Annotated in this window: 17 protein-coding genes; 4 read left to right on the top strand and 13 right to left on the bottom strand. The window is 62.0% G+C overall.

Annotated features, from left to right (window positions below; genetic code table 11):
- Window positions 1-13: 13 nt before the first annotated feature.
- The 3 genes from AC1DYC_RS02390 to AC1DYC_RS02380 form a co-directional block, all read right to left on the bottom strand.
- The gene (locus AC1DYC_RS02390) at window positions 14-1,003 is read right to left on the bottom strand and encodes a Coat protein (RefSeq protein WP_477403649.1); all 990 of its coding nucleotides are present in this window, start codon (window positions 1,001-1,003) and stop codon (window positions 14-16) included.
- A gap of 42 nt (window positions 1,004-1,045) precedes the next feature.
- Complete coding sequence (locus AC1DYC_RS02385) at window positions 1,046-1,951, bottom strand: hypothetical protein (protein WP_477403647.1); 906 nt, start codon at window positions 1,949-1,951, stop codon at window positions 1,046-1,048.
- Between the two features lie 265 nt (window positions 1,952-2,216).
- The gene (locus AC1DYC_RS02380) at window positions 2,217-2,789 is read right to left on the bottom strand and encodes a hypothetical protein (RefSeq protein ID WP_477403645.1); all 573 of its coding nucleotides are present in this window, start codon (window positions 2,787-2,789) and stop codon (window positions 2,217-2,219) included.
- A gap of 259 nt (window positions 2,790-3,048) precedes the next feature.
- On the opposite strand from AC1DYC_RS02380, the gene AC1DYC_RS02375 reads away from it, so the two are divergent.
- Window positions 3,049-3,363, top strand: a complete 315-nt coding sequence (locus AC1DYC_RS02375; RefSeq protein WP_477403643.1) for a YMGG-like glycine zipper-containing protein — start codon at window positions 3,049-3,051, stop codon at window positions 3,361-3,363.
- Window positions 3,364-3,553: 190 nt separating this feature from the next.
- On the opposite strand, the gene AC1DYC_RS02370 is transcribed toward AC1DYC_RS02375, so the two are convergent.
- Both AC1DYC_RS02370 and AC1DYC_RS02365 read right to left on the bottom strand, forming a co-directional pair.
- Window positions 3,554-3,979, bottom strand: coding sequence for a hypothetical protein (locus tag AC1DYC_RS02370; protein ID WP_477403641.1), 426 nt, complete (start codon window positions 3,977-3,979; stop codon window positions 3,554-3,556).
- Window positions 3,979-6,321, bottom strand: a complete 2,343-nt coding sequence (locus AC1DYC_RS02365; RefSeq protein ID WP_477403639.1) for a hypothetical protein — start codon at window positions 6,319-6,321, stop codon at window positions 3,979-3,981. The genes AC1DYC_RS02370 and AC1DYC_RS02365 overlap by 1 nt, the downstream gene beginning before the upstream one ends.
- A 360-nt stretch (window positions 6,322-6,681) precedes the next feature.
- Between AC1DYC_RS02365 and AC1DYC_RS02360 the strand changes: the two genes are divergently transcribed.
- Window positions 6,682-7,059, top strand: coding sequence for an endonuclease domain-containing protein (locus AC1DYC_RS02360; RefSeq protein ID WP_477403637.1), 378 nt, complete (start codon window positions 6,682-6,684; stop codon window positions 7,057-7,059).
- 101 nt (window positions 7,060-7,160) lie between these two features.
- Here the strand turns inward: AC1DYC_RS02360 and AC1DYC_RS02355 are convergent, their stop codons facing one another.
- From AC1DYC_RS02355 to AC1DYC_RS02335, 5 genes are all read right to left on the bottom strand, one after another.
- Window positions 7,161-7,481: a Bbp19 family protein gene (locus AC1DYC_RS02355; RefSeq protein WP_477403635.1), complete on the bottom strand. Its 321-nt coding sequence runs from the start codon at window positions 7,479-7,481 to the stop codon at window positions 7,161-7,163.
- Window positions 7,478-9,262 carry a portal protein gene (locus AC1DYC_RS02350; protein WP_477403633.1) on the bottom strand — a complete coding sequence of 595 codons (1,785 nt, stop codon included), beginning with the start codon at window positions 9,260-9,262 and terminating at the stop codon, window positions 7,478-7,480. The genes AC1DYC_RS02355 and AC1DYC_RS02350 overlap by 4 nt, the downstream gene beginning before the upstream one ends.
- Window positions 9,263-9,551: 289 nt before the next feature.
- The gene (locus AC1DYC_RS02345) at window positions 9,552-9,701 is read right to left on the bottom strand and encodes a hypothetical protein (protein ID WP_477403631.1); all 150 of its coding nucleotides are present in this window, start codon (window positions 9,699-9,701) and stop codon (window positions 9,552-9,554) included.
- Window positions 9,688-10,215 carry a hypothetical protein gene (locus AC1DYC_RS02340; RefSeq protein WP_477403629.1) on the bottom strand — a complete coding sequence of 176 codons (528 nt, stop codon included), beginning with the start codon at window positions 10,213-10,215 and terminating at the stop codon, window positions 9,688-9,690. Before AC1DYC_RS02340 ends, AC1DYC_RS02345 begins: the two co-directional genes overlap by 14 nt.
- 229 nt (window positions 10,216-10,444) lie before the next feature.
- Window positions 10,445-10,657, bottom strand: coding sequence for a hypothetical protein (locus AC1DYC_RS02335; protein ID WP_477403627.1), 213 nt, complete (start codon window positions 10,655-10,657; stop codon window positions 10,445-10,447).
- A gap of 243 nt (window positions 10,658-10,900) precedes the next feature.
- Between AC1DYC_RS02335 and AC1DYC_RS02330 the strand changes: the two genes are divergently transcribed.
- Both AC1DYC_RS02330 and AC1DYC_RS02325 read left to right on the top strand, forming a co-directional pair.
- Entirely contained in the window at window positions 10,901-11,272 is a 372-nt protein-coding gene (locus AC1DYC_RS02330) for a nuclear transport factor 2 family protein (RefSeq protein WP_477403625.1), read from the top strand.
- A 413-nt stretch (window positions 11,273-11,685) separates the two neighbouring features.
- Window positions 11,686-12,099: a hypothetical protein gene (locus AC1DYC_RS02325; RefSeq protein ID WP_477403623.1), complete on the top strand. Its 414-nt coding sequence runs from the start codon at window positions 11,686-11,688 to the stop codon at window positions 12,097-12,099.
- A 61-nt stretch (window positions 12,100-12,160) separates the two neighbouring features.
- Here AC1DYC_RS02325 and AC1DYC_RS02320 read toward each other — a convergent pair whose 3' ends face one another.
- The 3 genes from AC1DYC_RS02320 to AC1DYC_RS02310 form a co-directional block, all read right to left on the bottom strand.
- Window positions 12,161-12,442: a hypothetical protein gene (locus AC1DYC_RS02320; protein WP_477403621.1), complete on the bottom strand. Its 282-nt coding sequence runs from the start codon at window positions 12,440-12,442 to the stop codon at window positions 12,161-12,163.
- Window positions 12,443-12,576: 134 nt separating this feature from the next.
- Entirely contained in the window at window positions 12,577-14,814 is a 2,238-nt protein-coding gene (locus AC1DYC_RS02315) for a hypothetical protein (protein ID WP_477403620.1), read from the bottom strand.
- 155 nt (window positions 14,815-14,969) lie between these two features.
- The gene (locus AC1DYC_RS02310) at window positions 14,970-15,725 is read right to left on the bottom strand and encodes a phage terminase large subunit family protein (RefSeq protein ID WP_477403618.1); all 756 of its coding nucleotides are present in this window, start codon (window positions 15,723-15,725) and stop codon (window positions 14,970-14,972) included.
- Between the last annotated feature and the right edge of the window lie 85 nt (window positions 15,726-15,810).

Here is a 15,810-nt window from a genome sequence, read left to right as displayed (position 1 = left end):
CGCCCTCGTCTAATTACGCCTCGGTCGTCTTCAGCGCGATGAAGGTCATGTTCTTGACGCTCGACGCCGTGCGGTCCCAGTTCGCCGCCAGCGCGAGTTCCGCATCGGTGGCGAACTCGCCGGCCGATGACGCGTCGAGGAAACGGGTGCCGGGCACATGCGGCACGAAATGCCTTCGGCCGACCATTTCGGTGACGCCGCCGCCATGGCCCTGGCGCGGCTTGCGGTCGAACTCCAGCGGGCCGCCCTCGGTGTTGACCGGCAGCTCGTTCCACAGGATCGCCTTGTCCTTGAACATGAAGGCGGTGTAGACGCCGGCCGCGACCGGAATGTCGTCATCGACCACGCAGCGCAGCCCCATGTAATAGGAGATGAGCGGCCCGCCCTGTTCGGAGGACGGCACATAGTCGATGAGGTCGGCGAGCTTCAGCGCCTTCATCTGCTTGGAGTGCATCCAGATCGTCTTGAACTTGTCGGCGCGGTCGCCCATGAGATACGCGGCCTCGATGATGTCGGTGTCGACGATGGAGGCGCCGGTGACACGCACCAGGTCGCTGCCGTCATTGGCGATGTTGTCGGCGACGACGCCTTTCAGGATGCCGAGCAGCGTCAGCTTGTTGGCGCGCTGCCAGTACTCGGTCTGCCGTTTGACGATCAGTTTCTGCGGATCGTCGCCGGCCAGGATCGAGGTCAGGTCGGGCACGCCCCAGGCCTGGGCGTGGACATTGCGGGCGGCGACCTCGCGGCGGGCGCCGATCTTCTTCATCTCGATGGAATCGGCCGGATCGTCATTGACCGGTTCCGATGGATCGTTGCCGAGATCCTTCCAGCCAGGCATGTCGACGGAGCGGCCGCCCATCGAGAGCTTGGCGGTGATGGCCGGGTCGTTGAAGAGGATGCCGGCCTGGTAGATTTCCAGCGACTGGACATGCTCCTCGAACGAGTACTGGGCATAAACGGACGGAACGATCGCGTCCGCGATGCGGGTATAGGCGTCTGCCATTTTTGACTTCCTTTGAGGTTTGATGTGGCGGTGATCCGCTCGTCAGAGCGGGTTGTTGGGCATCCAGAGGTCCGGATTCTCTCCGGCCTCGCGTGCCAGCCGCCGGGCGCGGGCGGGGTCGCTTTTGACAAGGGCTGAAATCGCCGAAATGTTGCGTTCGCCAGCGGCGTTGCGTTTGAACGGATTGCCCGTGCCCAAACGCCCACCGCCGTCGATCGTGTCTTCCCGGAACATCGCCTCGCCGATGGCGTGGAACGCCTTGGCGATCTGCGGATCGGTCAGCGCGCCGTCAGGCAGAAGGATGCCCTTTGCCTTGTAGGCGTCGACCAGGCCGAGCTTCTTCATCGCCCGGTTGGCGACCTCGAGCTTTTGGCGAAAGCCATCGCTCTGGGTCGGTCCCCAATCCCTGACAAGATCGTCGTGCGTGGCTTCCACCGAGCGGGCAAGGGCGACTTCCTGCACCCGCGCCTGCTCGGCCATGTAGCCGACGAACTTGTCGTGATAGGCCTGCGCGGTCTTCGGCGAAGCACCCGCTTCGACCGCCCAGGCCTTGGACGCATTGGCGAGCTCGTCCGAATAGGCGAAGTTTTCCGGCAAGCCGTCCGGCCGTCGGTATTCGACCTTTTCGGACGAGGTGACCGGACGCATGGTCTCGGGCAGCCGGGCATGAAATTTCTGCCAGTCTTCCGGGGATGCGTCCGCGGCCGGAACGCGCAGGCTTTCACCCTGCTGCCGTTCCAGTTCGGCGTAAGATGTGAAAACCCGATCGAGGTTTTCGGCCTTGGTCCAGCCCTTGGCTTCAGCGAGCTTGCGGTTGCCTTCGGAAAGACCGTCAAACCAACTTTTGCCGGCCGGCGGGGCGGACCCGTTATCCCCGCCGGCCGGAGGCGTTGCCAGGTTGCCCGCCGGCCGCGAAGCCACGGACCCGGCGTCTGCCAGATCTGTCATGTAATGTTCCTTTCTTCTCCTTCTCCCCTTGTGGGAGAAGGTGGATCGGCGCGCTGCGCCGAGACGGTTGAGGGGTGTTGGAAGAAACGAGGCGTGGGTGAAGCTGGTATCTCCCCCCTCGAGGGGGAGATGGCCGGCAGGCCAGAGGGGGTCGCCGCGCGTGGAGCGCTAGCTTTATCTGTCGCAGAATGGGGTCGCGCCCAGTCGCACCGACCCCCTCTGTCGCCTTCGGCGACATCTCCCCCTCGAGGGGGGAGATTAGCCCTCAAGCGTTATCGCCCCAGTTCTCCCACAGCAGCGTGATCGTGCCCGTCACCGCAATCGTCCCGTCGGCGTCGATGTCGGTGCCGGCGGCAAACGCCAGGTTGAGATAGAGATCCACCGGCGTCGCCGTGCCATCCAGCGTCGCTGCAGCAGCGACATCCGCGGTCGAGGCGGTCGACAGCGCAGCACCAACACCGTCCAGCGTGCGGCTGGTCGAAGCCAGCACATTGACCATGGTGCCGGCGAGCGTGGCGCTCGATGCCGCGGCCGAACCCAGCGACCAGGTCAGCGCCGCATTGTCGTTGATGGTCGCCGCGCGGGTGCTCAGCACCGCAAATTGCAATCGTGCCGTGCCGCCCTTGATGCGCACCTTGCCGTCGGCGAAGTCGAAGAGTTTCTGGCTGGCATAGGCCAGCGCATCTGTCACCGGCACCTGCATGCCGGCAAAGGTGAACACGGTGCGGTACGATCCGCCCTGCCCCGTGGTGACGGCCTTGAGGCCGAATTTGGGCGGGGCAAGTCCGGCTTCGCGCGCCGCGGCACGCGACAGCGTCCGGGGAAGACCTCGGGTCATTGGTATCTCCATTCTTGGGGGAATTTTCCGGGAAGGACGTCGTTCAGAAAGCGCCGGATCAGCGCTGGCGTATCGATTCAAGCCGAGGCGCTATCGTTTTGTTCGCGCAAGGCGTTTCCGCTTTGGCGACCATCATCTTCAAGGCCTGAGAAACCATGTCTCATTTCGTGAGCCTGCGTGCCGCCGTTTGGCCGCAATGCGCCAGCAACTGGCAACCATTCGCCCCATTCCGCGTTTGGGGCTTCAAAGGAGTTTCAAGATGATCAGACAAGCCCTAGCCGCCGTGCTCATGACTGCAGCACTTGCAGGCTGCGCCACCCAGACCGAACAGCAGCAGAGGGCGACCACCGGCGCGCTCATCGGCGGCGGCGTCGGCGCCCTTGCCGGCCAGGCGCTGGGCGGCAACACCGAAAGCACGGTCGTCGGCGCCGCCGGCGGCGCCCTGCTCGGCGCCGTCATCGGCCAGTCGACCACGCCACAGCGCCGAGGCGAGCAGCTCTGCCGCTACCAGGACCGCCGCGGCCGCATCTACACGGCCCCCTGCGACGACCGGTATTACAACGGCGATTATTGATGACTAGCCACCTTCTCCCCGTTCACGGGGAGAAGGTGTGCCCGAAGGGCGGATGAGGGGCAGCGCCAAGGTCTGAAAAGCTGGCGCTGCTGAACATTCAACCTGCGGAGGCGTCGATTGGGCTACCGCCAAACTTAACTGAAGAGGCCGGTCAGCTTTGCATCGCCGCGACAACAAAAGCGCGATGCCGTTACTGTTCGTAGGGTTCCACCACTGCAAACGGTATTCCCAACGATTCTAGCAAATCAAGAACACGCTTCGAGATGACGAGACGGAAGGGTATTGCGATCCCGAAATCGTCGCGGCCAGCCTTCCCATTCACTTTCAACCAGACGAAAGGTGGCAACTCCAACCCAGGTTGATCCTCTTGACACTCCTCCGAGATAGTCACCTCGGCCTCGGCGAACGTCGCACCTGAAAAACCCATCTTCTGCAGTGCTCGCTGGGCTTCCTCAGTGACGAGGAAACAGGGGAATGTCGCAACAATCACATCACCGAACCAGCCCTCCACCTCGTAGTGAAGCTTGGTGACGATCGGCGGATGGGCGCTCCGGTCGAGAACAGTGTTTTCGCCAAGCCCGCCAGCCACGTTCGGTCGTATTTTAAAGTATTGCATCACTCACCTATTGGAGGATTGAACAGATGCCCGTATTTCTTGTCGATGTAACCTATGTAGTCCAGTACTTGCTGGCGGGTTGGTTGGGGATGCGACTCATAAAATTCGTCCCACTCGAACCGGAAAATGACCTTGTGCAAAAGATTGTCTAATCCTTTTGGTATGCCTCGAAGATTCTGAAGAGAGTGCTCCTCGTCCACAGCGACAATGCTTGGAAACCTTCTCCATACCTGTCGTTCTGCAGCGTGGTGTACCACAACCTCTCCCTGCAGATTCGGGTTCGCATCAAGAAATGTTTTGCGGTAATTTTTTGAAGCAGCCCTCCCCAACGAGGCCCCTCCATACCTTACCTTGGAAGGATCTCTTGCGATCGACTTTATTATCTGAAGAAGCTCGGCCCTCTCGAGTTTGACACCGGTGCTAACACGATATGCGACATCGTCTGCTGCTTTGACCAGAGACTTGGTCTCGGCGGCTTGGCGTGCAACTGCAGCCTCTGCGGCAAGCTCTGATGTGGCGCGAGAACCACCTGCCGCAACCTCCTCCAGCGGCCTGGCAAACCTGCCCATTCCGCCACGGACGACGGCCAAGCCTTTTGCGACGGCTTCGCCAGCCGCTTCTACTGCTAAACGCCCTTCGGCAACGGCGCCCGACCCAGGGGTGACCGGCAGCTGCTCGAGAAAGCTCAAAGGGGAATCACGCAAATCCTGAAGCGCCAGCCCAATGTCGTGCGGGGCTCTGCCCAGGGCCTCGAAACCCTCGCTGAGGTAGTTGCCGAAATCGTCCGCTGCCTGTTCCAGCTTGGATTGGGGTTTCCTTGAGCCTGAAGGAGCAGGCGGTTGATTCTGCTTCCCGGCGGCCACTGGTGCGACGGCTGGCTTGGCCGGTTGGCTTTCGACAGATTGGGGAAGTCCAGCTTGGAAGAGCTGCTGGGATAAGGCTGCTCGGACCTCCGGATCGGACGCCCCATCAAAGAGGCTGTACAAGATGGTGTGCTTGTCCGCATGCGGCACGCTTGCGTCTTTGAATATCGTGGCGATATTCCTGAAAACGGACCACGGCAAAGGTTGATAGTTCTCGATGCCCAGTTGCTTTTGTGCCGCAACTGAAGCGGCGATTGCCCGGCCATAGGCTCCCGGATCATAGGTGTCCGGCTCTCCTTCACGATTCCAGGACTCACTATCGGGCGTGGTGATCTTGCTCCAGGCTGCGTCGACACTCGGAAAGACCTTGCGGACGTATCCGGCAGGATCGATTCGTCTGGCGTCCAGCGTCTTAAGCGCGGCTGCAGCCGTCACCTGATACCGCGCCTGCTCGTCTTGGGAGCCTGCCGGACCCGATTCAGCATCGCGCAGCGCCGCATGGATCGCCTGGTTGGACATGGTCAGCATGCCGAAAGCCTGACGACCAACATCAATCTTTCTGGCAAAATCTCCGTATTGCCTGGCGCCCTCCTCGACGCCATAGACAGCTGCAAAGGTTTCAGGACCTGGTATCTTGCCGGAATAGACGCCAGTGTTTGCGATGGCGTCTGGTGCGTTCTGAGCGGCCAAGGCGATGTCAGTGCGGGCGTTGATCAGGCTTGCCGCGTTTGCCGCATGCGCCTGTCGAACGAGGTCGCTGGCGGTGTCGGGTGACAGATCGGCAAGCAACGTATCCGTAGGCAAACGGCCGAGTTGCGCCCCGCGGCCTTCTTTCCCGGGCGCCATCTTCGGCCCGTCCGCAAAGGAATTGCCTACCGCTTGCGCGCTATCGTCCGCAGCCGCGCCATCGGCGGCCGGCGTGCCGAGACCGAATATTTCCAGCGCACGCTGCGGGTCTTTGGCGATCAGCGCCTCAAACCGCGTCTTGGCGGCGGTGCTGTACCAGTCCTTGGCGATTTGCTGCCTGATACCGGGGTCGACCCCCATCTTGTTGATCAGGTCGAGACCCTGCTCCCGGGCCGCTTCGAAGGTGACGAGGTCGTCGGGGTCGGCTTTGCCTATCGCGATGGCGTTGGTCGTCAGCGTTGTGTCGACGGCAGCATGCTCGTAGTCCTTGCGGCGCTGGAGCTGCTGCGCGGCCATGCGCCACGCACCCTCCGTGCGAAGCGTTTCCTTGCGGGCGGCCAGGCCAGGATGTAGTTCGGGCGGCACCTGGCTCAGGAAGCTTTTGAACAGGGTGTCGAACCGGCCCGTTTGCAAGACGCGCCCCGTATGCGGGTCGACCTCGCCATACATGCCTTGGTGCAGGCCGGCTCCATCTGCCGGCGCATTGGCAACCGCGTCCGCTTCGGCCTTTGCGATCTCGCCATCCAGCTTGCGCGCGGCGATCTCTGTGTCGAAGGCCTGCTGCTGCGCCATGCGCTGCGCGTAATGCTGGGCAACCTCCTGCCAGTAGCCGTCGAGCTGCTAGCTTGGCCCGCCTGCCGGCGAGGAGCCAGCACCTTGTGGCGCATTGCCAGACCGACGCCGGGCAACCGAGAGAGGAATGATATGCACCATTTTGTCTGGTTCCTGCGGATTGAGCGCTTTGCCGGAGGTCGCGGCATGGCAAGCCGCCACGCATGCCGATCGCGTTGTTTGGGGGCTTTTGGAGTGATGATTTTTGGAACGGCAACTGTTGAGCAGAGCGCCGGTGACGGCTAATCTCCCCCCTCGTGGGGGAGATGTCCGGCAGGACAGAGGGGGGCGCCGTAGAGTGCCCGCATCGGGGCTTTCATAATGCCGCACACGCCTTTGCCCCCGAGGCATCGTTCAAAAGCCAGGTCGATGCGCAAGGTGATGACCGACGCCGAGTTGAAGCTTTGGAATGAACTTCGCGCGCATCGCTTGATGGGGCTTGGCTTCCGCCGGCAATTTCCGATCGCCGATTACATTGTCGACTTCGCCTGCCCAGAAAAGAAGCTCACCGTGGAAGTTGACGGCTCCCAGCATGCGGAAGCCGATTCAGCCGCGCGCGATCGAGCGAGGACGACGCGCGTTGAAGAAGACGGGTGGACTGTTCTTCGCTTTTGGAACGACGACGTCCTTCGCGACGTCGATAGTGTTTGCCAGCACATTGTGATTGCGGCTGGGCTTGGCGCCGCGCTGATCATGTAAAGCGATCTGCAGGACAGCGATGTGGGCGTTCCTTTGCGCCCCCCTCTGTCCTGCCGGACATCTCCCCCACGAGGGGGGAGATTGGCAGCTTCAGCGCTCCGCTACCCCTCCGCCCTCGCCGCCTTCTCCAGCGCCGCCAGCTGCGCCGCGTCCAGCGTCAGAAACCCCATAATGTGCTGCACCACTTCGGCCCGCGCATTGCCCAGCGCGCTGTGCAGTTCGAAGCCGTTGGGCGTCCTGGTCCTGGCCATCCACTCGCCATAGGACGGGCGGCGGTAGTAGCCGACGGTGGCGGCGAGGTCGGCCAGCACCATTTCGCCGTCCTCGCCGGAGAATACCCTGAGATACGCCTTGGCCAGCGCGTCACGCGACTTGGCCGGACCGCCGGCCTGTCCTGAACGGGCGAAGCGTTTGCCGCTCATGCGCCCTGCTCCGGCGCGGCCGGTCCGGCCGTCGCCTGTCCGGCACCTTGTGCGCCCGTTCCGGCCGGCGCCTGCCCGCCGGCCTGCTGCATCAGCGCGTCGAGCAACCCGCTGTCGCGCGCCTGGACGGCTGCCGGCACCGCATCCTTGGCGACCTTGCCGGCGGTGGCGATTGCCGCCATGCCGGCCTGCGCTTGACTTGCATGCGCCCTGGCTCCACGCATGCCTTCGACCTCTTGCCTGCGGCGAAAGATGCGCTGCGGGCTGCGGCCGGCGCTCTGCACGATCTTCAGCGCCTCGTCGCCATCGATATTGTCCATGATGCCGGGATCGAACTGCGCCATCTGCATGGCCGTCGTCACCAGCTGGATGGTGTCGCGCGCTTCGGCCGAACGCCTGAGCACATCGAGCGGGCCGGTGAAGCTCGGCCGCACCGCCTTGCCGGCGAGGCTGTCCGGAGGCGCGAAGCGGCTGTCTTCGTCGTAGAGGCCCTTGTCCTCCAGAATGCCGAGCTCGCGGTCGAGATTGCTGGCAAAGCCCGCCTGGATGATCGAGCCCGAGGGACCGAGCAACGCGCCCTTTTCCTCCTGCCGGATCAGCGCTTCGGTCGCCGTCATCTGCGGGTTCTGCGCCAGCGTCTGGAACAGATTGACGAACATCATGTCGCGGATTTCTTCTGCGCGGGTCGCCGCGTAGTTGAAGGCGTAGGTCGGGTTCTGCCCCGTCGTGATCGGCTGGATCAGCGGCCTGCCATTGTCGTCGATGAGGCCGGGATAATTCTCGCCGGGATTGAGCACCGGCACATAGTCGAGCCGGGCCTTGGACGCAGTGGCCGGGTCGGTGATCTGCTGCAGCGCGCGCAGGCCGGAGCGGCGCACGGCGTTTTCCTCGCGCACCGTCGTCAGCGCCTCGATGGTCGGCGAAATGCCGTAGGGATCGCCCTCGTAGCGGCGCCAGTTGAAGCACGACACCGGGAAGGAGCGAAAACCGCTTTCCCTGACAATCTCCTCCTCGTCCTCGATGACGTGATAGGAGGCGAAAGCCGTGTCGAGATATTGGTAGTCGCCGCCGAGCCGGTACATCTTGCGCTCGTCACGCGGCTGGATGCACTGGATCAGCGAGATCTTGGTCTCGCATTTGGCGGGATCGTCGACCAGCATTTTTATCCGCGCCGGCAGTTTGTCATAGCCGAGCAGCTGCGCCGCCTGCCTTGCCGTGCGCTCGTAGCGGCGATGAAAAATATCGACCTGGCCCCAGCGGTTGCGTGCGAGATAGCCCTCGACCACGGGGATCGAGGCGTAGCGGATCAGCGTGCCGCCAAAGCCTTCCTCGGCATAGAGATAGGCCGGGCCATAGCGCACGACATTGCGCAGGCAGGCCTGCGTTGCCGGCACGAAATTGGAATTGGCGGAATAGCGCAGCGCGAACAGGAAATCGCGCAAGCTTTCTGCCCATTCCTTCTCCTCGTCGGTCTCCTCGTCGTTCATCTCGGCGGTGGTCAGCCCGTGCCATTTTTCCGACTGCGGGATGATCAGGCTTTCGAGCCCCGCGGCCAGCCGGTTGGCGGCCGAATTGATGGTGTTGGCATAGACGCGGGCGCCGCGCCGCTCCTGCCGCTCGGCCTGCGAGTCCGGGCCGCCGCTCCTGCGGCCGTTCCTGACATCGGGCGCATCGGGATCGCAGAATTCCGCCACCTGCTCCCACACCGCCTCATACTGGCAGCGCTCGGTTTCGAGCTCGGACTGGCGGGAGAGAATATCGCGGGCGCGGGAATCGGTCATGGGAGGCTCGCTGGGTCAGGAAGGGATGGACGGCGAAGCGGCTAATCTCCCCCCTTGAGGGGGAGATGGCCGGCAGGCCAGAGGGGGTCGCCGCGCGTAGAGCGCTAGCGTTATCTGTTGATGTAGGGAGGTCGCGTCAGGACGCACCGACCCCCTCTGTCGCCTTCGGCGACATCTCCCCCTCAAGGGGGGAGATTATCCGCGCCTCTTCAACAACTTCGCGTGCCGTCGCCAGAACCACCACGCCAGCACGCGCTTGCGGAAGCTTCGCTTCATCGCGGTCATGGCGTCACACTCCCAAAAGCACGCGGCGCTGGCCGGTGACGTCGCCGGGCGCGAGGTCGGTTTTCACAGTGCTCAGCGTGCCCTGGCGCTGTTCGAGCTCGGCCCGCAAGGCGGCCTCGCGCGCCTGCACGTCCTTGTCTTCAGCGGTCGGCACGGATGGCAATGGTTTCGGCGCCGGCGGTTTTTGAAAAAGACACATGGTTCCAGCCTTCCCTTGTCCAGTCGTAGAGGAAAAAATCTTCGCCGTTCTTGCCATATCCAGGCAGCAGGCAGCGTCGCGTGGCGCCGAGCCGGCCGAGCCAGCGCAGCGCGAGATGATTGGCGGCAAGCGCTCGGGCCTCGACCCGCCAGGCGCCCCGCGCCGCAACGTGCGGCCCGAGCACGGCATGGAAGTGCGCGGTGATGCCAGGCACGCAACGCTTCATGCGGCGCGTGCCCCAGCTCCAGGCGATCCACAGCCCGCTCCGCTGCTCGGCAGCGCCGAAGCCAGCCTCCGGATTGCCATCGAGCTCGGCGACATAGGCAAAGCCCTGCAGCGCGGTCAGCGCCAGCAGCGCCGGCGACCAGGGGTCGAGCTGGCAGACGATCTCGGCCCGGTCCTCGGCACGCAGATTGGCGGCGATGTAGGAGAGATCGCGCAGCGTGGCGGGAATGATGCGGACGGCCATGCGTGGACCTTCGTGAGCGCCGCTACGGTGCAGAGGCGGCGCGTTCTCTCACAGTCGTCGCGGCATCCGCGCCGATCATCGCGCAAAAACAAAAACCCGCCTGGTGGCGGGTCATTGGCGCAAATCAGCACCATGGATAGAAGTATACCGTCGCTGCCCTCACCCGTCAATGGATTTAAGAATAAAATCCTATGAGCCGCCGGTGCGAGGCATCGACCCGAGTGGATGCTCAGTCTCGGCTCGGCTTCGCTGCCAGACGGCTTTCCATATCCGTCAACTTGGCCAGTATGCCTTCCTGCGCGCGCACCATCTGCTGCTGGACTCGGATAAGCTTGAATGTGAGCCAGATGCTCACCCAGAGCTGAGCCACCAGATAGACCAGCAATGGCAGGTAGGAAATGACGTATGCGAGAATGCTGGTTTCCGCTTCCATGATGCCCAAGGTTTCTTGCTGTCGATAAAGCTTTATGGCCGCCGCACACGCATCAACGCAAGTGTTGGAAATTACGGAGGCGAGACATTCTCTTGCCGCGTGTTGGCGAGTTCCAGGGGCGGATCGAGTTCGCCATACTTCCCCCTGAACTGATCGCGCCATTCCGCGGCCTTGACCGGTCCGTTTGCCAATGACCTACTTCAGACGTCGAGTGCGTAAAATAGCAGTTGGGTGAATGGAGGAGACCGGCGAATGGACATTCGATCGACACTGACGGAGCTCTGCGATGCCTTCAACGCGCACGACCTCGATCGCATCATGGCGTTCTTTGCCAACGACTGCGTCCTGGAGATGCCAAGGGGAAGCAACCCCTGGGGCTCGCGCTTCGAGGGCAAGCGCAACGTGCGCGACGCACTGGCGGCACGCTTCGAAGGCCTGCCCGATGTCCACTACGGCAATGGCGAGCATTTTGCCGATGCGGCCGCCGAGACCGGCATGTCGAAATGGATCCTCACCGGCACCACCCGCGACGGGGTAAAAAAGGAGGTCCGGGGTTGCGACTTCTACACGTTTCGCGACGGCAAGGTGATCCGCAAGGATTCGTATTGGAAGATCGTCGAGTAGGAGCTGGCTTCATAGCAAACAATTCGCGAGATCGCGAAGATCGAAAGAGCAGCGATGGAACACGTTAGCCTTCAGCCGTCGCCAAATTGGGGAATATCGGTGACAGTGCACTATTTTTCATGCCTCAGCCGGAGCGAGGTCACTTCAGCCACATGGGCTCGACTTAAAAGTGAACTGTCACCGTTATTCCGGGCCTCGGGGCGCAAATTGGCGGCGATGTGGGAGAGATCGCGCAGTGCGGCGGGATGATGCGGAGGGTCATGCGTATCCTTCCGTCATCGGTGCGAGGCGGCGTTGCGAACCCCTTCGGAATCCTGCCATCAAAGGCGTCGGAAAATGACGTCGCCGCTTTCGCAGCTTGCCACAACCATAACTGGATTGTAACATCCAAAATACAACTATAGGAGGCATCATTGCGATCACTCATTCTCGCCGCGATGGCAGTGCTTGCGTTGCCATTTGGCGCGGCTCAGTCGGAGGATCAGCCGGGAGTTCTGTCGAAAAGCTGCCCTAAGGGCGTGCTCTTCAGGACATCCGAGTCGGGGATTGTCGTAACCGTCGTCAGACAAGGCTTCGGCAAAGCCGTCTTCACGCAGGATAAGAATCTCTTGCAGCCGGCCACGGCCGCGGAGCTGGTGACGAAGGACGGCGACCATGGCTTTATCTACGGTCCGATGCGCTCCTACATGTTTGCGGTAGACCCGGAGACCCTCAAAGACTTCACCTGGAGGCCAGCGGAAACTGAACCCGATGCGTTCTACACCGTGCGGACCGATGAGGGTGACGAAACGCGGTTCAATCTTGTTGACATCGGCTGCGCCCCATAGGCCTGAGGACAATGACTGGCTTCAATGCCTCGACGGTACCGCCGCCGCCTTCCTCGGGATCCTACTGGGGGCCGCAGCCGGTTCCCAGGCAGGTCATGCCATATTCTCTCATCAAGCGGCGAATGACCAAATCCGTAATGCGCTCCTTCTGCGCATCACTCAGGCCCTCCGTTGGGCATTCGTCTATGGCCAAGTTGGCTGCTACGTCGGGGTTACCCTGGTTGCGTGCCTTTTTCAGGGTGCACGAGAATGCCCTCCATTCCTTGTTGGAAAGAGTAAGTGCCGCCGCTGGTGCGACATAGACAAGGCTGAGGGAAAGGCAGGCAAACAAAACCAGACGCATTTAGCGAGTTCCTCAAAATGGCAAGAAAGCGGCATGGCCACAACATTTGGCGGTTTAGCGATCGAGATCAATCCCAATTTAGCGGACGGGTTTACGCCCCCACCATGTCGATATTGATGCGGATACGATCAAGATTACCCAGGATAATACTCTTTGGGAAGATTGATCCCGAATTCTCCAGGCCTGTATTTTTGCCATTCATCGACTGTCCCATGCCAATGCTCCCCAAGTTTTGGCCCATCTAACTTATATATCCAGACAAGATTATTTTTGGACGAATGCTTTGGATTTGCATAGTTGAGATTGTCATCGATTATGGATGGCGTGCCCGCTGCACGTAGCGCCAAATATTCGTCGACCATTTTTGATGCTTTCGCAAAACGCGCGTCGTTGACGGACAGCTGATCAACATTGTTGCGACCAACAGGCACAGTGTCCTGGCTGTTTACGTCAGAGAATTGAGCCCAGGAATTTACCACCCTTGAAACATCGTTTCCCCAATGTTTCGAAGCCAGCCTGTTTAGAATGGTGTCAATGATACCCTTTGCCTGGTCGTCGCCTTGCTTGACGACCCATTCCGTCATCAACGTCTTCTTCAGCCGCAAAATGTCCGCAGCCGACAAGTCGACGGTTTTCGCGAATTGCCTGGGGGCGGGAGGCGGCCCCGCGCCGGCATTGCCGGTCTCTGGCTCGCCCTCAGAAACGCCTTCCGGCATTTCAGCTGCGGCAGTTCTGATATCAGCAAGTTGCTTGGCAACGGCAGCACGCTGTTTCGGATCGGATATGGCTGCAAGCACTTTGCCCTCGGCCTCCTCGGCGTCCGGTGTCAAATTGCTGTCGCTCCAGGTCTTGATCAGGTCCTCGGCAACAGACCGGGGCAGCAGTTGAATGGCCTTGATGCCGAGTTGACGCTGGGCAGCGAAAGACCGTTCAACGGCGGCGCCGTAGTCCTCCGGCATTGCCAATTGGTTCCAGGCCTTATCCACGCTCGGAAAGACCTGGCGGACATAGTCTGCGGGGTCGGTCTGCCTGTCCTGCAAGATCAGCGCGGCCGCGTCCGCAACCAAATCGTACCGGGGCTTTTTCTGCTCATATTCAGCCATCTCCCGGTCATAGCGCTCTTGTTCTCTTTCATATTGCGCGGGAGCCTTCTTCCTGCTGAAGGGGTTCCTCGCGGGCATGTTGACGTTGAGCATGGCGTCGATCTGACTTGCAGGCATGACCCGCATGTCAGCAAGGTACGGGCTGACATCGGCCCTCCATTTGAAGGTCTTGAACTGCTTTCCGCCCTCTTTTGCACCAAAGACGGCGGCGAACTGTTCGGGGCCGGGTCTGGCACCGGAATAGGTGGCCCTGTCGGTGACAGCCGCCTGCGCCTTCTGGGACGCAAGGTCGACATTGACACCTGCATTGACCAGACTTTCCGCAGTGGCTGCGTGGGCCTGCTGGACAACGTCTTGATAGGAATCCGGTGACAGCTCGGAAAGCAGGGTGTCGACTGGAAGATCATCGAGAGCTGCCTGCGCTATTCGCTCATCTGGTGAGCGCTTTTCGTCGTCATCACCATTCGCGGTCAACGCATTGGAGCTGTCGGTCGGCGCGACCGAACCGGTGGTGATGCCATCGATGCCCACTTCCGGCTGGCTGCTTTCTTCCCTGGCAAACGCCATTGGCCTGAGCAAATTGAGGGCTCGTTGCGGGTTTTCGGCTATCAATGCCTCGATCCGCATCTTGGCGGTGCTGTCGCGCCAAGCGGCCTCGGCCTGCACCTTGCTCTGCGGGTCAAGGCCCATCTTGCCGAGAACATCGAGGCCACGCCGCCGGGCGGCGTCAAAGGCTGCGGTGTCGTTCGGATTGCTCTGAGCAATGCGTTCGAGTTCGGCCTGCTGCACCCGAAACCATTGATCCTTCTCGTAATCCTTGCGGCGCTGCAACTGTCGCCCCGCCATGCGCATGGCGCCCACCTCGCGCATCGTTGGCTTTTCTCTGATGAAAGAGGCGCGCTGACTGGCGGGCATGTTCGGCAGGAAGGCATCGAACAACTGGTCGAACCGGCCCGTTTTCACCACCCTGCCATTGTAGGGGTCGATCTGGCCGTACATGGCTTCATGCAGGCCGCTGCCATCGGCAGGCGCGTTGGCCGTCGCATCGTCTTCGGCCTGCGCGATCTCAGCATTGAAGCGGCGTCGTGCGATCTCGGCGTCGAACGCGTCCTGCTGGTCCTTCATCTGCTGGTAACGCTCGGCGAGAGCGGAAAGGTGGTCGCCAAGTCCCTGCATGGCGCCGCCGATCGGCGATCCCTGCGGGTATTGCACGGTACTGCCGGTATCGAGCCGGCGCTGGCCAACAGAGAGAGGAATGATGTGCACCATTGACGGCTTCCTGTCTGACTGGAGTTCAAGCAAATGGCGCGGAGATCGCGGCACGGCCGATCACGCGCGCGCTGGTGGGCGTGCGTTTTGGATCTGTCGGATCAAAGATGTTTTCGGCCGGTGTGGCTCGGCCCGAGGCGGTTGGTGTGCTGCCGCTATCGAAACGCCCCCAGCGGATCGCTCTGCCCCACCGCCCGCCTCGCCGCCCTGAACTCCGCCGGATCGACCACCGCTTCCCGCAGCATCATCACGCCATAGCGGGTCGCGGCCATCAGATCGTCGCGCAGTTTCACCACCTGACCGTCCTTGCGATGGTAAAGCCGAAACTCCTCAAACCACGGCAGCAAGGTCGAAAACACCTTGAAGCGGCCGGATTGCATGCGGTCGAGCATGTCCATCAGCCCGGCCTCGACCGAGACCGAGCCGTCGGCGAAGCGGGCGTGGCCCGACAGCATGTTCAGCCCGTGCGCGGCATATTGTTTGGCAAGCGCGGTGCCTGCCCCTTCCAGCGTCTCGCGGCGGCCGTCGCGCGGCCACGCCCAGGGCAGCCATTCGCCCCACGGTTTTAGCGCCAGCACCTGCATAACCGGCGTCTGCTGCGAGGCCCTGGCTGCCTTGGTGACGTAAACGACATCGGCTTCCGTATCCCAGGCGAGCTCGACCGCGGCCGAGGGATGGTCCCAGCCGAAATCGAGCGCGCCGATGCGCGGCCAGTAGCGCGGCAGCCGGAACGGCTCGCAGGCGACCAGCTCTTCGGCGATCGGGAAGATGCGGCCGGACCCCATGACGGGAACGCCGCGCGCCCGCGCTTCCCGTTCATGCTCGGGATAGGCCGCGACGATGGCGGCACGCTCGTCCGGCGAATAGTGCCCGGCATCGTCGATGGTCATGAAGGTGACGTGACGGGACATGGTGCACCTCGGAAAGCTTGGTTCCTCGCCCCCACGAATGTGGGGGWGAGGTGGCGCGGCGAAGCCGCGACGGAGAGGGGGAATA

The sequence above is a fragment of the Mesorhizobium sp. P2_E7 genome, from assembly GCF_056403855.1.
The sequence above is the reverse complement of the archived record's forward strand: the minus strand, read 5'-3'. Positions and strand labels throughout refer to the sequence as shown.